The sequence below is a fragment of the Paludibacterium paludis genome (assembly GCF_018802605.1).
Taxonomy (GTDB): domain Bacteria; phylum Pseudomonadota; class Gammaproteobacteria; order Burkholderiales; family Chromobacteriaceae; genus Paludibacterium; species Paludibacterium paludis.
In genome coordinates this window covers 3,104,905-3,120,086 of the sequence record NZ_CP069161.1, presented here as the reverse complement: position 1 = coordinate 3,120,086, position 15,182 = coordinate 3,104,905, and the positions used below count along the sequence as shown (strand labels likewise).

15 protein-coding genes and 1 tRNA gene are annotated in these 15,182 nt (G+C 65.4%); 14 read left to right on the top strand and 2 right to left on the bottom strand.

All coding sequences use genetic code 11. The features are described 5' to 3' along the window. Window positions 1–88 precede the first annotated feature (88 nt). On the top strand, window positions 89–544 hold the full coding sequence (locus JNO50_RS14295) for a type II secretion system protein N (RefSeq protein ID WP_189530510.1): 456 nt from the start codon (window positions 89–91) through the stop codon (window positions 542–544). Between the two features lie 80 nt (window positions 545–624). Here the strand turns inward: JNO50_RS14295 and JNO50_RS14290 are convergent, their stop codons facing one another. Next, window positions 625–978, bottom strand: coding sequence for a hypothetical protein (locus tag JNO50_RS14290; protein WP_189530511.1), 354 nt, complete (start codon window positions 976–978; stop codon window positions 625–627). A gap of 293 nt (window positions 979–1,271) precedes the next feature. On the opposite strand from JNO50_RS14290, the gene JNO50_RS14285 reads away from it, so the two are divergent. The 12 genes from JNO50_RS14285 to JNO50_RS14230 all read left to right on the top strand — a co-directional run bounded on the left by JNO50_RS14285 (window position 1,272) and on the right by JNO50_RS14230 (window position 12,800). Beyond that, window positions 1,272–1,964, top strand: coding sequence for a transposase (locus tag JNO50_RS14285; protein WP_189530513.1), 693 nt, complete (start codon window positions 1,272–1,274; stop codon window positions 1,962–1,964). 237 nt (window positions 1,965–2,201) lie between these two features. After that, window positions 2,202–3,806, top strand: a complete 1,605-nt coding sequence (locus JNO50_RS14280) for a ShlB/FhaC/HecB family hemolysin secretion/activation protein (protein ID WP_189530515.1) — start codon at window positions 2,202–2,204, stop codon at window positions 3,804–3,806. 31 nt (window positions 3,807–3,837) lie between these two features. Next, window positions 3,838–5,679 carry a DUF2341 domain-containing protein gene (locus JNO50_RS14275; protein WP_189530517.1) on the top strand — a complete coding sequence of 614 codons (1,842 nt, stop codon included), beginning with the start codon at window positions 3,838–3,840 and terminating at the stop codon, window positions 5,677–5,679. 11 nt (window positions 5,680–5,690) lie between these two features. Further along, complete coding sequence (locus JNO50_RS14270) at window positions 5,691–6,110, top strand: ExbD/TolR family protein (protein ID WP_189530518.1); 420 nt, start codon at window positions 5,691–5,693, stop codon at window positions 6,108–6,110. A gap of 14 nt (window positions 6,111–6,124) precedes the next feature. Continuing rightward, the gene (locus JNO50_RS14265; protein WP_215796384.1) at window positions 6,125–6,865 is read left to right on the top strand and encodes an energy transducer TonB family protein; all 741 of its coding nucleotides are present in this window, start codon (window positions 6,125–6,127) and stop codon (window positions 6,863–6,865) included. Between the two features lie 45 nt (window positions 6,866–6,910). Continuing rightward, window positions 6,911–8,641 carry a putative porin gene (locus JNO50_RS14260; RefSeq protein WP_189530520.1) on the top strand — a complete coding sequence of 577 codons (1,731 nt, stop codon included), beginning with the start codon at window positions 6,911–6,913 and terminating at the stop codon, window positions 8,639–8,641. A gap of 13 nt (window positions 8,642–8,654) precedes the next feature. Then, a complete protein-coding gene (locus JNO50_RS14255; RefSeq protein ID WP_215796383.1) occupies window positions 8,655–9,308 on the top strand; it encodes a hypothetical protein in 654 nt (217 codons plus the stop codon). 52 nt (window positions 9,309–9,360) lie between these two features. After that, window positions 9,361–9,846, top strand: coding sequence for a YbjN domain-containing protein (locus tag JNO50_RS14250; RefSeq protein WP_189530522.1), 486 nt, complete (start codon window positions 9,361–9,363; stop codon window positions 9,844–9,846). Further along, window positions 9,843–10,766: a peptidylprolyl isomerase gene (locus JNO50_RS14245; protein ID WP_189530524.1), complete on the top strand. Its 924-nt coding sequence runs from the start codon at window positions 9,843–9,845 to the stop codon at window positions 10,764–10,766. Before JNO50_RS14250 ends, JNO50_RS14245 begins: the two co-directional genes overlap by 4 nt. 13 nt (window positions 10,767–10,779) lie before the next feature. Continuing rightward, window positions 10,780–11,205 (top strand): hypothetical protein, encoded by a 426-nt coding sequence (locus tag JNO50_RS14240; protein WP_189530526.1) that lies wholly within the window; start codon window positions 10,780–10,782, stop codon window positions 11,203–11,205. 208 nt (window positions 11,206–11,413) lie between these two features. After that, window positions 11,414–11,487, top strand: a tRNA-Cys gene (locus JNO50_RS14235). 821 nt (window positions 11,488–12,308) lie between these two features. Further along, window positions 12,309–12,800 carry a tetratricopeptide repeat protein gene (locus JNO50_RS14230; RefSeq protein WP_189530528.1) on the top strand — a complete coding sequence of 164 codons (492 nt, stop codon included), beginning with the start codon at window positions 12,309–12,311 and terminating at the stop codon, window positions 12,798–12,800. 46 nt (window positions 12,801–12,846) lie between these two features. Here the strand turns inward: JNO50_RS14230 and JNO50_RS14225 are convergent, their stop codons facing one another. Continuing rightward, window positions 12,847–13,872 (bottom strand): transporter, encoded by a 1,026-nt coding sequence (locus JNO50_RS14225; RefSeq protein ID WP_189530530.1) that lies wholly within the window; start codon window positions 13,870–13,872, stop codon window positions 12,847–12,849. Window positions 13,873–14,164: 292 nt separating this feature from the next. Between JNO50_RS14225 and JNO50_RS14220 the strand changes: the two genes are divergently transcribed. Continuing rightward, complete coding sequence (locus JNO50_RS14220) at window positions 14,165–15,073, top strand: flagellin N-terminal helical domain-containing protein (RefSeq protein WP_189530532.1); 909 nt, start codon at window positions 14,165–14,167, stop codon at window positions 15,071–15,073. Window positions 15,074–15,182: the final 109 nt, after the last annotated feature.

The following is a 15,182-nucleotide window of genomic DNA, read 5'->3' as shown; positions in this document are numbered from 1 at the left end:
ATGGCGCTGACATGAAACGCCAACATTGTGCTGGTAAACCTTGCGTGAACGGGCGGGCGGTGTGTCCGCCCGGGCAAGGAGACATCGCATGATTTCATTGAAACGGGGCGGGGCCGCGCCATCCTGCGCGTGGCCGATCCATCTGGCCGGTCTGCTCGCCGTGGCCGGCGCGCTGGTGTTTTGGGGCGTCCGCCTGGCGGGCCTCAGAGCCGCGCCTCCCGTGGCGCGCGCTCCGGCCCCGGTCACGGCGCCCGCCACCGACGCGGACGGCGAGCGCATCGCCGCCTGGCTCGGACCGGGCGAGGTGCGGCTGAACGTGAGCGTGCTGGGCCTCGCGCGCCAGGGAGGGCGGGCCATCGCCCTCCTGAGCGTGAACGATGGGCCGCCCAAACCCTACGCCGCGGGCGACACGCTCATGCGCGACGTGACGCTCGACGCCATCGAGACGGACGGCGTGACGGTGTCGCGCTCGGGCAAATCCGCCCGCCTTCCCGCGCCCGTGCCCCCCGATCCGCTGCCCAACGGCATTGTACGTGTCCCGTAGGCATAGCCATGTTCGGGAGTTGTATTCTTTTGTCATTGTTTTGACGCGGCGTCACACCCCTGCCGCGGGTGGCGTGCGGCTCAGCGGCCGGTCGGCAGGAGCGGGGAGTAGTCCGAAGGCGGTGGCGGACGCTGCGCGCTGGCCGAAACACCGAAATTGGATCCCATGCGGATCGCGGTGGCCGAGCGGTTGAAAAGCCCCAGTTCGTTGGCCGGCCGTTCGGCCGTTCGCGCGGAGAGCGCGAGTCGGGACGTCCGGGCGGCGCGCGCGAGCGCTTCGGGCGGGGTCAGTTGCCGGCTCAGGCACTCGTAGGGAAGCGTGCGCACGCCGTCGACCACCACGGCCACGCAGGATTCGGCGGGCTCGCTCTCTTCGGCGAGCGCGGCGCCGTTCACAGCGCACAGGAGCACCGCTCCGATCAGTATCCGGTTCATGGCAAGCCTCCTTTTTGTAAGTTCTGGCTATTCAGTATGGCTCAGCGGTCGCCGCCTTGCCATGACTGTTTCGCCAGGGAAATGTTCGGGATTTTTTTTAATTCCTGTGTCATTTGTATGTTGTAAAGTTATCGCCGTCGCATAGGGCGGTGAGCCGGCGGGCATGGCGCGGAGCCATTCCGGCTGTCCGGGGCTTCCGATGGCGTGTGTCGTCCCGAGGGCGCGCCGGCGCGCAAGCGCGAGGGTCGTTGATGGCGGTTGTGGCCGCGAAGATGGGCGGTGGAGAGGTCTCAATGAAGAGAATGACGGCCAAGCACAAGTGCAGAACCGGAGTGAAGGGCAACAGGGTGACGATGACCGAGCTGGACGACAAATTGTCCGAATGGGTCGGTGTCGCACGGAAGGTCGGCCCGGTCATTGTCGATCGCTACGACTCGCCGTGGGTCTGCATCGTGGCCTATCCCACCTGGCACGAGATCAACAATCTGCGCACCTACATTCCCGATCCGGCGCATGCCCTGGTGATTTTGCGCGACCACATCGACGACGCGCTCGGCGCCGAAACCGATGCGCTGCGCGAATTGAGCGACCGTTGCGCCGGCGGCGTGGCGGCGGCGTTCGTGATCCGCGCCTGGGTGCTGCAGATCGTGTATTCCCTGGGGCGCGCCGAGATCGTCCGCGAGGCCCTGACCTACAACATGCTCTGGCGGTGGTTCGTCGGTTATACGGAAGCCTCGACGCCGCTGCCCGACGCGGAAGAGTTCGTTCGCGACATGTGCCTTGTCAGCGCCGACGCGCGCGTGGTGAATGCGGTGTACCGCTGTTTGTCCTGCCACGTGTCGACGCATGCGGATGCCTGCGAATTCAGCATCAACTTCGGTTTGCTGCACACGCTGCGCGATCACTATGTGCCCGCGTTGCCGCCGGAACTGTGCGACGTGGCCGAGCCGGACGCCGGGGGCGGCGACCCCGTGGTGCCGGTATGACAGTGCGCGCAGAACGGTGCCGTCTTCCGTCCGTTCATTGCCAGTGAGCCCGAAAGCCGACGCCCGTTTGTCCGAAGGGCGGGTGCCGTGCGTCCCGATCGTCGCGAGTCGGGTCGCATGTCCGGGCGAAGTTACGAATCCGCGGCGAGGGGCGGCCGCCGTCAGGCGCCCTTCGCCGAAACCAGTCAACGAATCAGGGGTGTGGCGTCGATGCAGCGTGGAGTTTCTTTTTCTGTGATGAGCCGGCCGCGCCGGCGGGCGCGGGCCTTGCGTCTGGCCGGTCTGGCGCTCGCCGTCCATGGGGTGTTTCATGCTTCCCCGGCGCTGGCCGCCGCGGAGCCGCCCGCGGCGTCGCGCGTGACCATTTACGAATACATCGTGCGTGGCAACACCACGCTGGATATCGAGGCGATCGAAAAGGCGGTGACGCCCCACCTGGGGCCGGACCGGACCATGGCGGACATCGAGGCGGCGCGCGATGCCCTCCAGAAAACCTACAACGAACGGGGTCTGCAGTCGGTGTACGTGGACCTTCCCGAGCAGCAGGTGGTCGGCGGCGTGGTGATCCTGCAGGTGGCCGAGACCCGGGTCGGCCGGCTGCGGGTGAGCGGCGCGCGTTATCACTCGCCGCTGGAAATCCGCGACAAAGTGCCGGCGCTCAAGGAAGGCGAGGTGCCCAACTTCCGTCTGGCCCAGGCGCAGCTGGGCGAACTGAACCGCACGCCCGACCGGCAGGTGCTGCCTTCCGTGAAGCCCGGCCAGGTGCCGGGCACCATGGACGTGGAGCTGCAGGTCGACGACAAGAGCCCCTGGGGAGCGAGTTTCGGCCTGAACAACGACTACAGCGTCGACACCTCCAAGCTGCGCGCGGTGGCGACCTTGAGCCACAGCAACCTCTGGCAGCTCGGGCATTCGGCGTCGCTGACCTTTTTCACCGCGCCGCGCCGCTCGAACGATGCGAAAGTGCTGTCCGCCTCGTACTCGCTGCCGCTGACCGACCGCTGGCGCCTCGATCTGTCCGGTTTCAAGAGCGACAGCAATGTGGCGACGCTCAACAACACCAATGTGCTGGGCAAGGGGCATTCGTTTTCCGTGGCCGGGACCTATGCCTGGGAGCCGGTCGGCAACTGGCACCACTCGGTGTCGGCCGGCCTGGATGTCAAGCATTTCGACGAGACGCTGAAGTTCGGCCAGGACCGCCAGAGCGTGCCGATCCGCTACGCGCCGTTCACGCTTTCCTATAGCGGTTTTCGCGCCACCGAAACCTCGCAGTCCGTCATCGACCTGAGCCTGACCGGCGCATCGCGCAGCTTTTTCAGCATCGGCAGCAAGGACCGCGAGTTCCACGAGAAGCGCTGGCTGGCCAGTCCGAGTTTTCTGGTGTTCAAGGGGAATTTTAGTCATACGCAGGACCTTTACCGCAACTGGCAGGCGATGGGGCGCGTCGCGTTCCAGTTCGCGTCCGGACCGCTGGTGTCGAACGAGCAGTTCTCCGCCGGCGGGGCCACCAGCGTGCGCGGCTACTACGCGGCCGAACGCACCGGCGACGCCGGCTACCTGCTGGGCGCCGAGCTGCGCACACCGTCGATCGCCCCGTGGCTGGGCGGGGTGGTCAGCGAATGGCGTTTTTACGCCTTCGCGGAAACCGCCGGCACGCGTCTGCAGCAGCCGCTGCCGGAGCAGGCGTCCCATTACTCGCTGGCCAGTGTCGGTCTCGGTACCCGCCTGAGGTTCCGCGACTGGCTGTCGGCCGGCGTCGACTGGGGCTACCCGCTGCGCGACGGCTCCAACACGAAAAAGCACGATCCGCGGCTGAACTTCAACCTTCGCGCCAGTTATTGACCCATTCAGAGCTATTTCGGAGCCCATCACGATGTTACGCACACTCCTTTGCCTGCTTGTCCTGGTGACAAGCACCCTGTTGCCTTCGCTGTCGTTCGCCGCGGACTGGTGGCAGGAAGACTGGAAGTTCCGCAAACCGATTTCCATCGACACCACGCCCAAAGGCGGCAACATCAGCGAGCCGGTCGGCCGCGCGCCGGTTCTGGTGCGGTTGCATACCGGCAATTTCGCCTTCGACGGCGCCACCGAGAACGGCTCGGACCTGCGTTTTGTCGCCGCCGACGGCAAGACCGTGCTCAACCATCAGATCGAGACTTTCAATCCGACCCTGGGCATCGCCACCGTCTGGGTCGATGTGCCCGAGATCAAGCCGGGCGCGCGTCAGGACATCTGGATGTACTACGGCAACAAGTCGGCCCCCGGCGCCGCCAACGGCCAGACTGTGTTCGATCCCAACTACACGCTCATCTATCACTTCGGCGGCGCGGCCGATGCCGCGCCACGCGATACCACGGCGTTCGCCAATCACGCCCAGAAGGCGGCCGGCGCGCCCGTGGACGGCGTGATCGGACGCGCGCTGCAACTGGCCGGCCAGCCGCTCGTGCTGCCGGCCTCTCCGTCGCTGGCCATCGCCGCCGGCGGCGAATTCACTTTCAGCGCCTGGGTGCGCCCCGACCCGATCAAGGGCACGCAACTGATCTATGCCCGCCGCGATGCCGGCAACGCCCTTCTGATCGGCGTGAACCAGGGGGTGCCCTTCGTGGAAGTCAACGGCCAACGCAGCGGTCAGGCCCAGCCTCTGGCCGCCGGCGCCTGGCAGCATCTGGCGGTGACGGCCCGCGGCCAGCAGGTTCAGCTCTACGTCAATGGCCGCCCCGCGGCGTCGCTCGCGGTCGCCCTGCCGGCCATCGCCTCGGCGGCGGTCCTTGGCGGCGATGTGCCCGCGGCCGACGGCGCGGCGGCGGTCTCCGCCTTCGCGCCGTTTACCGGCATGATCGACGAGGTGCGTTTGTCCAAGGTGGCGCGTGTCGCGCCGCTGCTGCTGGCGGACGCGACGAGCCAGGGCAGCGACTCCCGCCTGGTGCAGTACGGCGCCGATGAGGAACAGGCCGGCTTCGGTTTCGCGGGCCTGACCTTCCTGATCAAGGCCGTGCCGTTCGACGCCTGGATCGTGCTGGCCATTCTGGCGTTCATGATGGTGCAGACCTGGAGCATCATGATCACCAAGTTCCGCCGCACCAAACAGCTGCAAACCGCCAACGACGCCTTCCGCGAAGCCTTCTCGCGCGTCGGCACCCGCCTGGAAATGCTGGCCGACGACAACCGCGCCGAGGCGGCGCTCAAGGACGCGTCGCTGTGGCGCCTCTATGCCGCGGCGGTCAATGAGCTGCGCATCCGCCGTCAGCAGGGCGCCGACACCACCTCGATCTCCGGCGCCACCATCGAAGCGATCCGGGTCTCCATGGACGCGGTGCGCACCCGGGAAATGCTGGCGCTCGGCTCGCGCCTGGGCTCCTTGTCCAACGCCATCGCCGGCGGCCCGTACATCGGTCTTCTGGGCACGGTGCTCGGCATCATGGTGGTGTTCCTCGGCACCGCCATGGCCGGCGACGTGAACATCAACGCGATCGCGCCGGGCATGGCCGCGGCGCTGATGGCGACCGCCGCCGGTCTGTTCGTCGCGATCCCCGCCCTGTTCGGTTACAACCGCATCATCGGCCGCAACAAGGAAATCGGCGCGGACATGCGGGTGTTCGTCGATGAGTTCGTGGCCCGTCTCGCCGAAGTGCACGGCGAAACCCAGTCCGCCGAAACCCCACACGCTCCGGCGCGCGCGCCCGCCGTTCCGGCCCCCGCCGCCACCACCGCATAAGGAGAGACGATATGGCTTCCGTATCCTCGCAAAGCGATGACGATGACGACGTCCCGGTCGATGGCATCAACATCACCCCCCTGGTCGATGTGCTGATGGTCGTGCTGGTGATGTTCATTCTCACCGCCACCGCGCAGATCGCCGGCATCCGGGTGAATCTGCCCAAGGCCTCCTCGTCGGCGGCCCTGTCGCAACCCAAGACCAAGGCGATTTCGATCAACGACACCGGCGCGGTGTTTCTCGATGCCTATCCGGTCACCTTGCCGGAGCTGGAGGAGCGCCTGCGCACCGAGAAGGCGCTCAATCCGGAGTTTCCGGTGATCGTGCGCGGCGACGCGGTGGTGCAGTACCAGAAGGTCGTCGAGGTTCTCGATCTGTTGCGCCGCCTTGAACTGTCGCAAGTCGGTCTGGTGACCGGCAAGCCGAACTGAACGCGAGTGATGCCGTGACTGATTGCAAAACCTATCCGCCCGACGACAACAGCCTTGGCGATCTGTTCTCGAAACCGAAAGCCCCGCCGCCGCGCCGCGCGAAGGCCCGCGCGCTGCAACTGCTTGCCGTTCTGGCGATCGGCGCGGTGGCGTATTCGGTCTGGCAGTGGGCCTCCGGCATCGCCACCGTGCACCGCAAGCCGCCGGAACTGACGACGATCATTCCGTTGCCGCCGCCACCGGCGCCGCCTCCCAAGCCGGAGACCCCGACGCCGCCGGAGAAGAAGGCGGTCGAACCCGAGCCCGTGCCGGTGCCTTCCGAGGCGCCCAAACCGGCCGAGGAGGCGCCGCCCAAACCGGCCGACGCCGCGGCCGATCCGATGCAGATGAACGCCGACGCGCAATCCGGCGGCGACGCCTTCAACATCGGCGCCGGCTCCGGGCGCGGCATGGCCGGCTCCGGCGGAGGCGGCCGGATCGGCAATGCCACCTACGGCCAGTATCTCGGTTACGCGCTGCAAAAGGTGCTGCGCGAAACCGATACGACCCGGCTTTTGGTGTACCGGATGAACGTCGACCTGTGGATCAGCCGTGAAGGGCAGGTGACGCGCGTCGAGATCGCGCAGTCCAGCGGCGACAGGGAGATCGACGAGAAAGTGCTGGCCGTGCTGCGGCGGACCGTGTTCGACCAGCGTCCGACAACGACCACCACCATGCCGGTCAAGGTCGCGCTGACCAGCCGCCGGCCTTCGTGAACATGAGTAACGGCAAACCCTGAATTCCATGTGGAGCAGATGAATATGAATTTCCAACCCACCCGGCTGGCCAGCATGATGGCGGTCGCCCTGACTTTCGGCGCCGCGCAGGCGCCCGCCCATGCCAATGCGACGGGCGGCAAGGGCGACGTCACGGTCGAACTGATCGAGCTTTTGGTGCAGACCGGGGTACTCAAGAAAGAACAGGCCGGCACGCTGCTCGAGCGCGCCCAGGCCAACGCCCTGGCCAAGGCCGCGCAACCGATGGCCGATCCGGGCGCCGCGCTCGCCCAGCCAGGCGATGTGCGCGTGCCCTATATCCCGCAGTCGGTGCGCAAGCAGATCCAGCAGGAAGTGAAAGCGGAGATGATGGAACAGGCCCGCGCCGAGAACTGGGCGCAGCCGAGCACCTTCCCGGACTGGGTATCGCGCATCACCCTGGAAGGCGATGTGCGCGTGCGCAACGAGTCGCGCCTGTTCGACAGCCGCAACAGCAATGAAATCATCGACTTCACCGCGTTCAACGACAAGGGGCCGGCGGCGACCGTGGTGGGCAACCAGCGCAACCCCTTCGACCTGCCGTATCTCAATACCCGCCAGGATCGCCGCAACCTGTGGCGCTACCGCGCGAGATTCGGCGTGAAGGCGGCGATCACCGACAACTGGAGCGCCGGCATCCGCCTCGCCAGCGGCAGCGACAAGAACCCGGTGTCGACCTCCGACACCTTCGGCGAAGGCATGGGCAAGAAGGAGTTCTGGCTGGATCAGGCCTATATCTCCTATCGCCCGGCCAAGTGGGCGACGGTCACCGCCGGCCGCGCGGCCAGCCCCTTCCTGTCCACCGACATGCTGTTCTCCGACGACCTGCAGTTCGACGGCGTGTCGGCGAAGTTCGCCCATGATCTGGGCGGCGGTCCGGTCAGCCTGTTCGGCGGTTTTGGCGCCTTCGCGCTCGACTACGCCAAGAACCGCTGGCGTTCGGAGACCGGCACCGAGGGCAAGAGCGAGAACAAGTGGCTGTTCGGCGCGCAGCTGGGCGGCAAATGGAAGCCCGACAACGACAACACCCTGACCGGCGCGCTGGCCTACTACCGTTTCCAGAACATCGCCGGCCAGCGCTCGTCGCCCTGCACGCTCTACAGCAAGAGCGATGTGTGCGACAGCGACTGGTCCAAGCCCGCGTTCATGCAAAAGGGCAACACCCTGTTCCTGCTGCGCGATATCCGCCAGTGGTCGCCGGATCCGGCCAAGTGGAACGAGTGGCAGTACGTCGGCCTCGCCTCCAGGTTCAACCTGCTGGACGTGAACCTGTCGTGGGATACCCGGCTGTTCGGCGGCATGGGATTGCGCGTGGACGGCAATTTCGTGCGCAACCTGGCCTACGACAAGATGGAGATGGTCCGCCGCGCCGGCGGTCTGTCCAATATCGCCACCAATGCGGCCGGCACGCAGGCGACCGGAACCACCGACATCAAGAGCGGCCCGAACGCCTGGATGCTGCAGGCGACCTTCGGTCGCGGCCTGAAGCTCGAGAACGCCCGGGACTGGCGGGTTTTCGCGGGCTACAAGTATATCCAGCCCGATGCGCTTCCGGACGGTTACAACGACAGCGGTTTCCATATGGGCGGCACCAACGCCAAAGGCTATCAGCTGGGCGCGGCCTACGCGTTCGACAAGAACGTCTACGGCCAGTTCAGCTGGAGCAGCGCCAAGGAAATCTACGGCGCGCCGCTGTCCATCGACGTGGTGCGCTTCGACCTGAACGCGCGTTTCTGACGGAGGCCAGCTCATGACGCAGACTTTTCGAACCGCCGCCGGCTGGGCCGCCGCGCTGATCCTCGCGCTGCCCGCGGCCGCTTCGGCGCAAAGCGCCGAGGAGCGCCTGCGCTCGCAGTTGCGCGCCACCGCCCAGCAACTGCAGGACCTTCAGGGCCAGCAAGCCCAGCTCGCGGCCGCCCGGGCGGCGGCCGAGGCGGAGCGTGACGCCGCGCGGCAGGAACTGGCGTCGCTGCGCCCGCAGCTCGATGCGGAGCGCAAGCGCGCCGGGCGTCTGGAGGGCGACCAGAACGCGGTGCGCCGCCAGGCGCAGCTGCAGGTGAGCACGAGTCGCGAAGCGGCGCAGAAGGCGCAGGCCGAGTTCCAGACGCTGTCGCAGCGGACGGCCGCCTTGCAGAAGGATGTCGATACGCTCAAGGCCCGGCTGGCCGAGCGGGACGGCGAGTACCAGGCCTGCACGGCGAGGAACCGGGACATGTACCAGGCCGGACGCGAACTGCTGAGCGCCTACGAGGCCTTCGGCACGGGCAGTCTGCTGGCGCTGCGCCAGCCATTCTCCGGACGCGCCAGGGTGCTGTTCGACGAACAGACCCAGGCGTTCGGCGACCGCCTCTATCAAAGCCAGGTCGGCGCCGGTACGCCGCCGGGCGCCAAACAGGGGCAATAAGGGCCATGGCGGCCCGCCCCCCTTTTCACCCTCAGGAAATGCAGGAAAGACGATGACAGAAACAACGATGATTCAGGCAATGAGTGTTGAGCGTCTGCAAGGACTCTTCCAGACGATGGGCTACCGCGTCACGGTTTCCGAGCAGGGCGGTCTGCGCCAGCTCCTTAGCGCCTCGCAGGGCATCGGCTTCTCGGTTCGCCCGGGCAATCCGGCCCGGGACGAGGGCGAATTCATCGACTACACCCTCAGTTGCCCGCTGCAGGTGCAAGGCGATCTGCCCTCCGACCTCGCCGACAACTGGAATCTTGGCAAGCGCTTCGCGCGCCTGACCCGCCAAAGCGGTTTTCTGGTGCTGGAAATGGACGTGGTCGTGGCCGGCGGTGTCAGCGAGACCTATCTGCGGGCGACCACCGAACTGTGGGACCGCTTGCTGCAGGAGCTGATCCTGTTCCTGCGCGACTACTCCACCTCGCAGGCCCGGCCGGAGGGCGGCGACGCGGGCGAGCCGTCCGGGGTCGCGGAGGAGCTGGCGCAATGACGGGAACGACCCGCCCTGGCATGCGTCGCGCGCTGACGGGGGGCTGCGTGTTGCTGGCGCTGCTCGCGCCCTTCGCGCTGGCGGCGGACAATGCCGTCGCGACGGCCGGTTCCGCGTCGGTCTCACGCCAGGAAGCCGAAACCCTGGTGCTGTCGTTGCCGGCCGCGCAGCGCGAGCAATTGGCCGCCAATCCGGCGCTCCTTGAGCAATGGGCCCGCACCCGGCTCGCCGATCAGTTGCTGTTGGCCGAGGCCGGGGCGAAACAGTGGAGCAAGCGGCCCGAGGTCGCCGCCCAGATCGACGCCCTGACCCGGGAGGTCGTGGCGCGTACCTACCTCGCGTCGGTCAGCCAGGCGCCGGCCGACTACCCGTCCGACAGCGAACTGAGCGAGGCTTATCAGCGGCTCAAGGGCGGGCTGTTCAAGCCGGCCGCTTACCGCGTGAACCAGGTCTTCATTCCCGCGCCGGCCGGCGACGCGGCCGCCCTGGCGGCGGCGCGCAAAAACGTTGCGGACGCCCTGAGGAAGGCGCGCCAGCCCAAAGCCGATTTCGCCCGGCTGGCGGGGGAATTCGACAAGAGCGCGAAACCCGCGCTGGCCGATACCGGCTGGGTGACGCTGGACCAACTGCTGCCCGAAGTGCGTCCGGTGGTCGTCAGCCTGAAACCGGGGCAGGTTTCCGAGCCGGTGCAGTCCGCCGCCGGCCTGCACGTGCTCAAACTGGTCGAACGGCGGGAAGCCCAGTCGGTGACGCTGGACGAGATCCGTGACGTGCTGAAGGCGCGCCTGCGCCAGGAGCGCCAGGGCGAGCTGGCCCGCGCCTACCTTGAGCGGCTGGCCGGCGGTTCTGGCGTCAAGGTGGATAGCGACGCCCTGAAACGCATTTTGGGCCGTGCGGCCCCGCCGGCGGCGAAACCGTAAAGGAGGGGGGCGAATGTCTTCCCTGAATGCGCTGGGCCGGGTGTTGCGCGGTCTCGGTCTGCGGGCCCGGCATGTTGTCGCTGGCGGCATGCTCGGTCTGGGGCTGGGCGGCGCGTCGCCTGCGCTGGCCGACCCTCCGCCGGGCGATGTGCCACCAAGCTGGATCGCCTATGCGGGTCATGTTCGCGCCCGGATCGAACAGGTGCTGTCCGCTGACGAGACCGGCGCGGCTGGCCGGGCCGACTGGTCCGTGGTGGCCAGAGTGTGGGTCGACCAGAACGGTATGGTTTCCGGATTCGCCTTGCGCGAGCCCGCCGATGCCGTGCTGGCCCGCGGCTTGCAAGGCCTGCTGCTGGGGCAACCGGTGGGCGCGCCGCCTCCGGCCGGCCTGCGCCTGCCGATCGTGCTGCGCCTGGACCGGACGGCGCCGCGCGACTGACGCGGATCCTCCGCTCTGCGCTTGTGCCCGCGGTGGCGGGTGCCATGTGAAAATTGTTGCGCGGTGTGTTGACGCGTCGGGGGAAAGTGTCTATAGTGGGTGACTCTCTGAAACGCGAGAGAGACACAGCGGTGTCAAAGACTGCGCGATAGCGTGTCTTGCGCAACAGAATAAAGCCGGGTGCGAAAAGCATGCGGCGCCAGTCCCTGGCGGGGTGGCAGAGTGGTTATGCAGCGGCCTGCAAAGCCGTGGACGCCGGTTCGATTCCGACCCCCGCCTCCAGAACAAAGCCCGTAAATCTCAGGATTTACGGGCTTTTTTCTTGTCGGGTGGTTGCGGTTCGCCGACGGCGCGCCCGTCCCGCCATGGCTCCTCCCGTTAAAACCACAGTGACAACCATCCCCACTGGCGATCCTCGCCGGATATGTCATCCTTGCGTGTCAGGGAAGGGCGGGTCTCGGGCGAAAGGCAAACCGCTCGTCCTGCTGCGTCAGTGGATCGCGGTGTTCGTATCGAGCCGGCGACAGTCATGCAGGTTGTGTGAATATTCACATGGTCGCGGGTTATTCACCGCCAAACGTGGTCCGGACTGTATCGCCGAGGGTTCCGGTGTCTCTCTTTTGCAAAAATAACATCAATACTATGTAGATATACATAGTAGTTTAATTGGTTAATTTGGGTATATTAGTTCGGGCCGGGATTAATAACCCTACACGGTTAGTGAGTATTTATACCGGAAGATTATCAGGATAGGTTTTTGTGTAGTTTTGTATTGACGTAATATTTGCATGGCCTATGCTGAATGGGTAATTATTTGTTCGGGGAGGTGAAGGCCGTTGGCTGGAGCATGGCTGCAAGGGGAGCGGCAGACTTCCTACCCGTAAGAAAGTTCAGGTTTTTTTGCCCATCCGTTGTGCGAAATAATGACATTGATTGATGGAATGCTTTTCGCGCATCATGATTCTTTAATTAATAAAAGGCGGCCTGGGAAGCCCGGCTTTCGGGAACGTCTTAATGGATAAGCAGAAATAATCCGCGGCGCAGCCCCTTGCGTGGCGTACTTATGAGCTGACTTGGGATCAGCTGTTGCAGGAGTCGATATCATGGGAGCCATTCAAACTCTGGAAGCCGCGCTGACACTGCGTGGCCGCGGTTGCCACGAAGAAGCGCTGTGCGCGCTGGTCAAACTGGCCGGCGAAGAGCCCGGAGACGCGCAGGTGCAGGCGCAGGCCGCGTTCGTGCATGATTTCCTCGGCCGCGAGGAAGAGGCGGTACCGTTTTACGAGCGGGCCATCGCGCAGGGTCTGTCGCCGGAACTCGAGAGGGAGTGCCTGCTCGGACTGGGCAGCAGCTACCGCAATCTGGGCCGCTACCAAGAGGCTTGGGACATCCTGGCGCGCGGCCGGGAGCGTTATCCCGACGCACAGGAATTCGTGGTGTTCGGCGCCATGGCGGGTTACAACCTCGGACGTCATCACGAAGCCATGGCCTTGCTGCTCGGCGCGCTGGCCGACACCTCCTGTGACGAAACGATCAAGGCCTACCGCAGCGCCATCCGCGTCTATGCCAGCGATCTGGACCGGATCTACGCCTGACCCGTCGCCGGCGCCGCGCCGCCGGCCTCCGCCCCCTCTTTAGCGTTCACACCATGTCGCGGTTCTTGCGAAACGCCCAGACACCGGCGATGAGCGTGAAGGTCGCCACCAGCACGACCAGCACCCAGAAGCCGTGAGGGTGCTGCGCGAGCGGCACCCCGCCGACATTCATCCCGAAAAAACCCGCCACGATATTGATCGGCAGCGCCAGCACCGTGACCATGGTCAACGTGAACAGCGTCCGGTTGGTCTGCTCGCTGAGCTTGGCGGCGATCTCTTCCTGCAGCAATTTGATGCGTTCGACCAGTGAGCTCAGATCGTTGAGCACCAGGGAAAACTCCTCGGTCGCCTGCTGAAGATCCTGCACATCCTCGTCCGCCAGCCAGAGGGGAGGGCGGTTCAAGAGGCGGAACAGGGCGCCCGGCTCGGGCGCGAGCAGGCGCTGCAGCCGCACCAGCTCCCGCCGCAAGGAGCCCAGATCGGCGCGGCTGGTCTGCAGGCGCTGCATCAGCAACTGGTCTTCCACGGAGTCCACCGTGCCGTTCGATTCCCGGGTGATCAGCGCCAGCACGTCGGCCTGATCCCTCAATAAATGCACCAGAAGTTCGAGCGGCGAGCGGAAACGTTCCTTGCGCCGCACCGCGGCGCGCAGCTTGTCCACGGAGCGCAGCGGTTTGAGGCGCGCGGTCACCAGCAGGCGCTGGTTGGTGCAACCCCACATCGTGGAAATGTCGGTGGACGCGGTGGTGAAATTGAAGGCCACATCGTTGACCACCGCGATCAGTTCGTCGTCCTGGTGCTCGATCCGGGTCGAGCGCGATCCCTCGTGCAGCGCGTCGTAGAAGCTATCCGGAAGGACGAGATGCTGCTGCATCCATTTGAGGCTGGCGGTATTGCTCAGGTTGAAGTGCAGCCACAAAAAACTGCCGTTCTCCCCGTCTTCGCCGGCGAGCCAGCGCGCCGCCCCGGCGTGGTCGATCTCGCTGCCCGGGGTATCGGGCCGGAACAGGAAGCTGCAGATCAGGCCCGCCTGGTCGGACCCGTAATGGCTGTGGGCAAATCCGGCGTTCATGGGCGGAGGTTTCCTGTCGGCGGTCTTGGATACGGCCATTCTAGCAGGAATGCATAGCCCGGGATCGCGGGACAAACAGAAGAAACGCCCCCGAAAACAAATCTTTATGTGAAGGAAAATGTGTGTACAAATGTTAAGTGAAACTATTTCGATTATGCATTGTAAGTAAATTGGTAAATTTCACATTCAAAATAAATTAAGTCCTGATCCGGCGCTGTCGCCCTTCCTGTTAAGGAGACAGTCGCCATGCGCGAATGTCATTGTTTGCCGTGATTTTCAGGAAACGATCCCTATGTTGAGTCTGCAAACCAACGTGGCCGCGCTGAACACCCAGCGCAACATGAACGCCACGCAGAATTCCCTGACCACTTCGATGACCCGCCTGGGCACGGGCTTCCGCATCAACTCGGCCGCCGACGACGCGGCGGGCCTGCAGATCGCCACCCGCATGGAAGCGCAAACGCGCGGCATGACCGTGGCGATGAAGAACACGCAGAACGGCATCAGCCTGATGCAGACGGCCGAAGGCGCGCTGAGCGAAGTGTCGAACATCGTGCTGCGCATGAAGGACCTGGCGACCGAGTCCGCCTCGGGCGCGGCCAACGACGACGACCGCAAGGCGATGCAGGCCGAGTACGACGCGCTGGGCAGTGAGCTGAACAACATCGTCAAGAACACCGCCTTCGCAGGGCAAGTGCTGCTGGACAAGGCCAACGGCAAGCTCAAGGGCACGGTCGACTTCCAGATCGGCGCCTCGCAAGGCGAAAAGCTGACCGTCGATGTCAGCGCCGCCATCGGTAATCTGGACAAGGCGCTGAAGGACATCACCGCCAAGTTCGCCGATGCGCCGGCGACGCCCCCGGCTCCGCCGCCGGCTCCGGCCCCGGCCAGCAGCCTTGGCACCGAAATCGTCAAGGCCTCCGATGCCAACGGCAAGCTCGCCACGCTGAATACAGCAATCGACACCATCGGTTCGCTGCGCGCGGCGCTGGGTGCTTACTCCAACCGCATGGAGCACACCTACAACAACCTGTCGAACATGACCACCAACACCACGGTGGCGCGCAGCCGCATCATGGACACCGACTACGCGAGCGAAACCGCGAACCAGACCTCCAAGCAGATGCTGATGCAGGCCGGCACCGCGATGCTCAAACAAAGCGGTTCCATGAACCAGCTCGTCATGTCGCTGATGCAGTAAGCCGTCACGGCTCTTTAGGTTGCGAGGATCGGCAAGGCCGGTCCGGCGCGGGTCGCCGGGCCGGCCTTGTTCTTGACAGTAGTGTGATTTTTCACGTTCGGTGGGATTT

Bases quoted from the DNA above. Each gene is read 5' to 3' on its own strand.
- JNO50_RS14285 (WP_189530513.1), top strand. From the start codon at position 1,272: ATGAAGAGAATGACGGCCAAGCACAAGTGCAGAACCGGAGTGAAGGGC.
- JNO50_RS14290 (WP_189530511.1), bottom strand. From the start codon at position 978: ATGAACCGGATACTGATCGGAGCGGTGCTCCTGTGCGCTGTGAACGGC.
- JNO50_RS14270 (WP_189530518.1), top strand. From the start codon at position 5,691: ATGGCTTCCGTATCCTCGCAAAGCGATGACGATGACGACGTCCCGGTC.
- JNO50_RS14250 (WP_189530522.1), top strand. From the start codon at position 9,361: ATGACAGAAACAACGATGATTCAGGCAATGAGTGTTGAGCGTCTGCAA.
- JNO50_RS14275 (WP_189530517.1), top strand. From the start codon at position 3,838: ATGTTACGCACACTCCTTTGCCTGCTTGTCCTGGTGACAAGCACCCTG.
- JNO50_RS14295 (WP_189530510.1), top strand. From the start codon at position 89: ATGATTTCATTGAAACGGGGCGGGGCCGCGCCATCCTGCGCGTGGCCG.
- JNO50_RS14220 (WP_189530532.1), top strand. From the start codon at position 14,165: ATGTTGAGTCTGCAAACCAACGTGGCCGCGCTGAACACCCAGCGCAAC.
- JNO50_RS14260 (WP_189530520.1), top strand. From the start codon at position 6,911: ATGAATTTCCAACCCACCCGGCTGGCCAGCATGATGGCGGTCGCCCTG.
- JNO50_RS14280 (WP_189530515.1), top strand. From the start codon at position 2,202: ATGAGCCGGCCGCGCCGGCGGGCGCGGGCCTTGCGTCTGGCCGGTCTG.
- JNO50_RS14230 (WP_189530528.1), top strand. From the start codon at position 12,309: ATGGGAGCCATTCAAACTCTGGAAGCCGCGCTGACACTGCGTGGCCGC.
- JNO50_RS14255 (WP_215796383.1), top strand. From the start codon at position 8,655: ATGACGCAGACTTTTCGAACCGCCGCCGGCTGGGCCGCCGCGCTGATC.
- JNO50_RS14225 (WP_189530530.1), bottom strand. From the start codon at position 13,872: ATGAACGCCGGATTTGCCCACAGCCATTACGGGTCCGACCAGGCGGGC.
- JNO50_RS14240 (WP_189530526.1), top strand. From the start codon at position 10,780: ATGTCTTCCCTGAATGCGCTGGGCCGGGTGTTGCGCGGTCTCGGTCTG.
- JNO50_RS14245 (WP_189530524.1), top strand. From the start codon at position 9,843: ATGACGGGAACGACCCGCCCTGGCATGCGTCGCGCGCTGACGGGGGGC.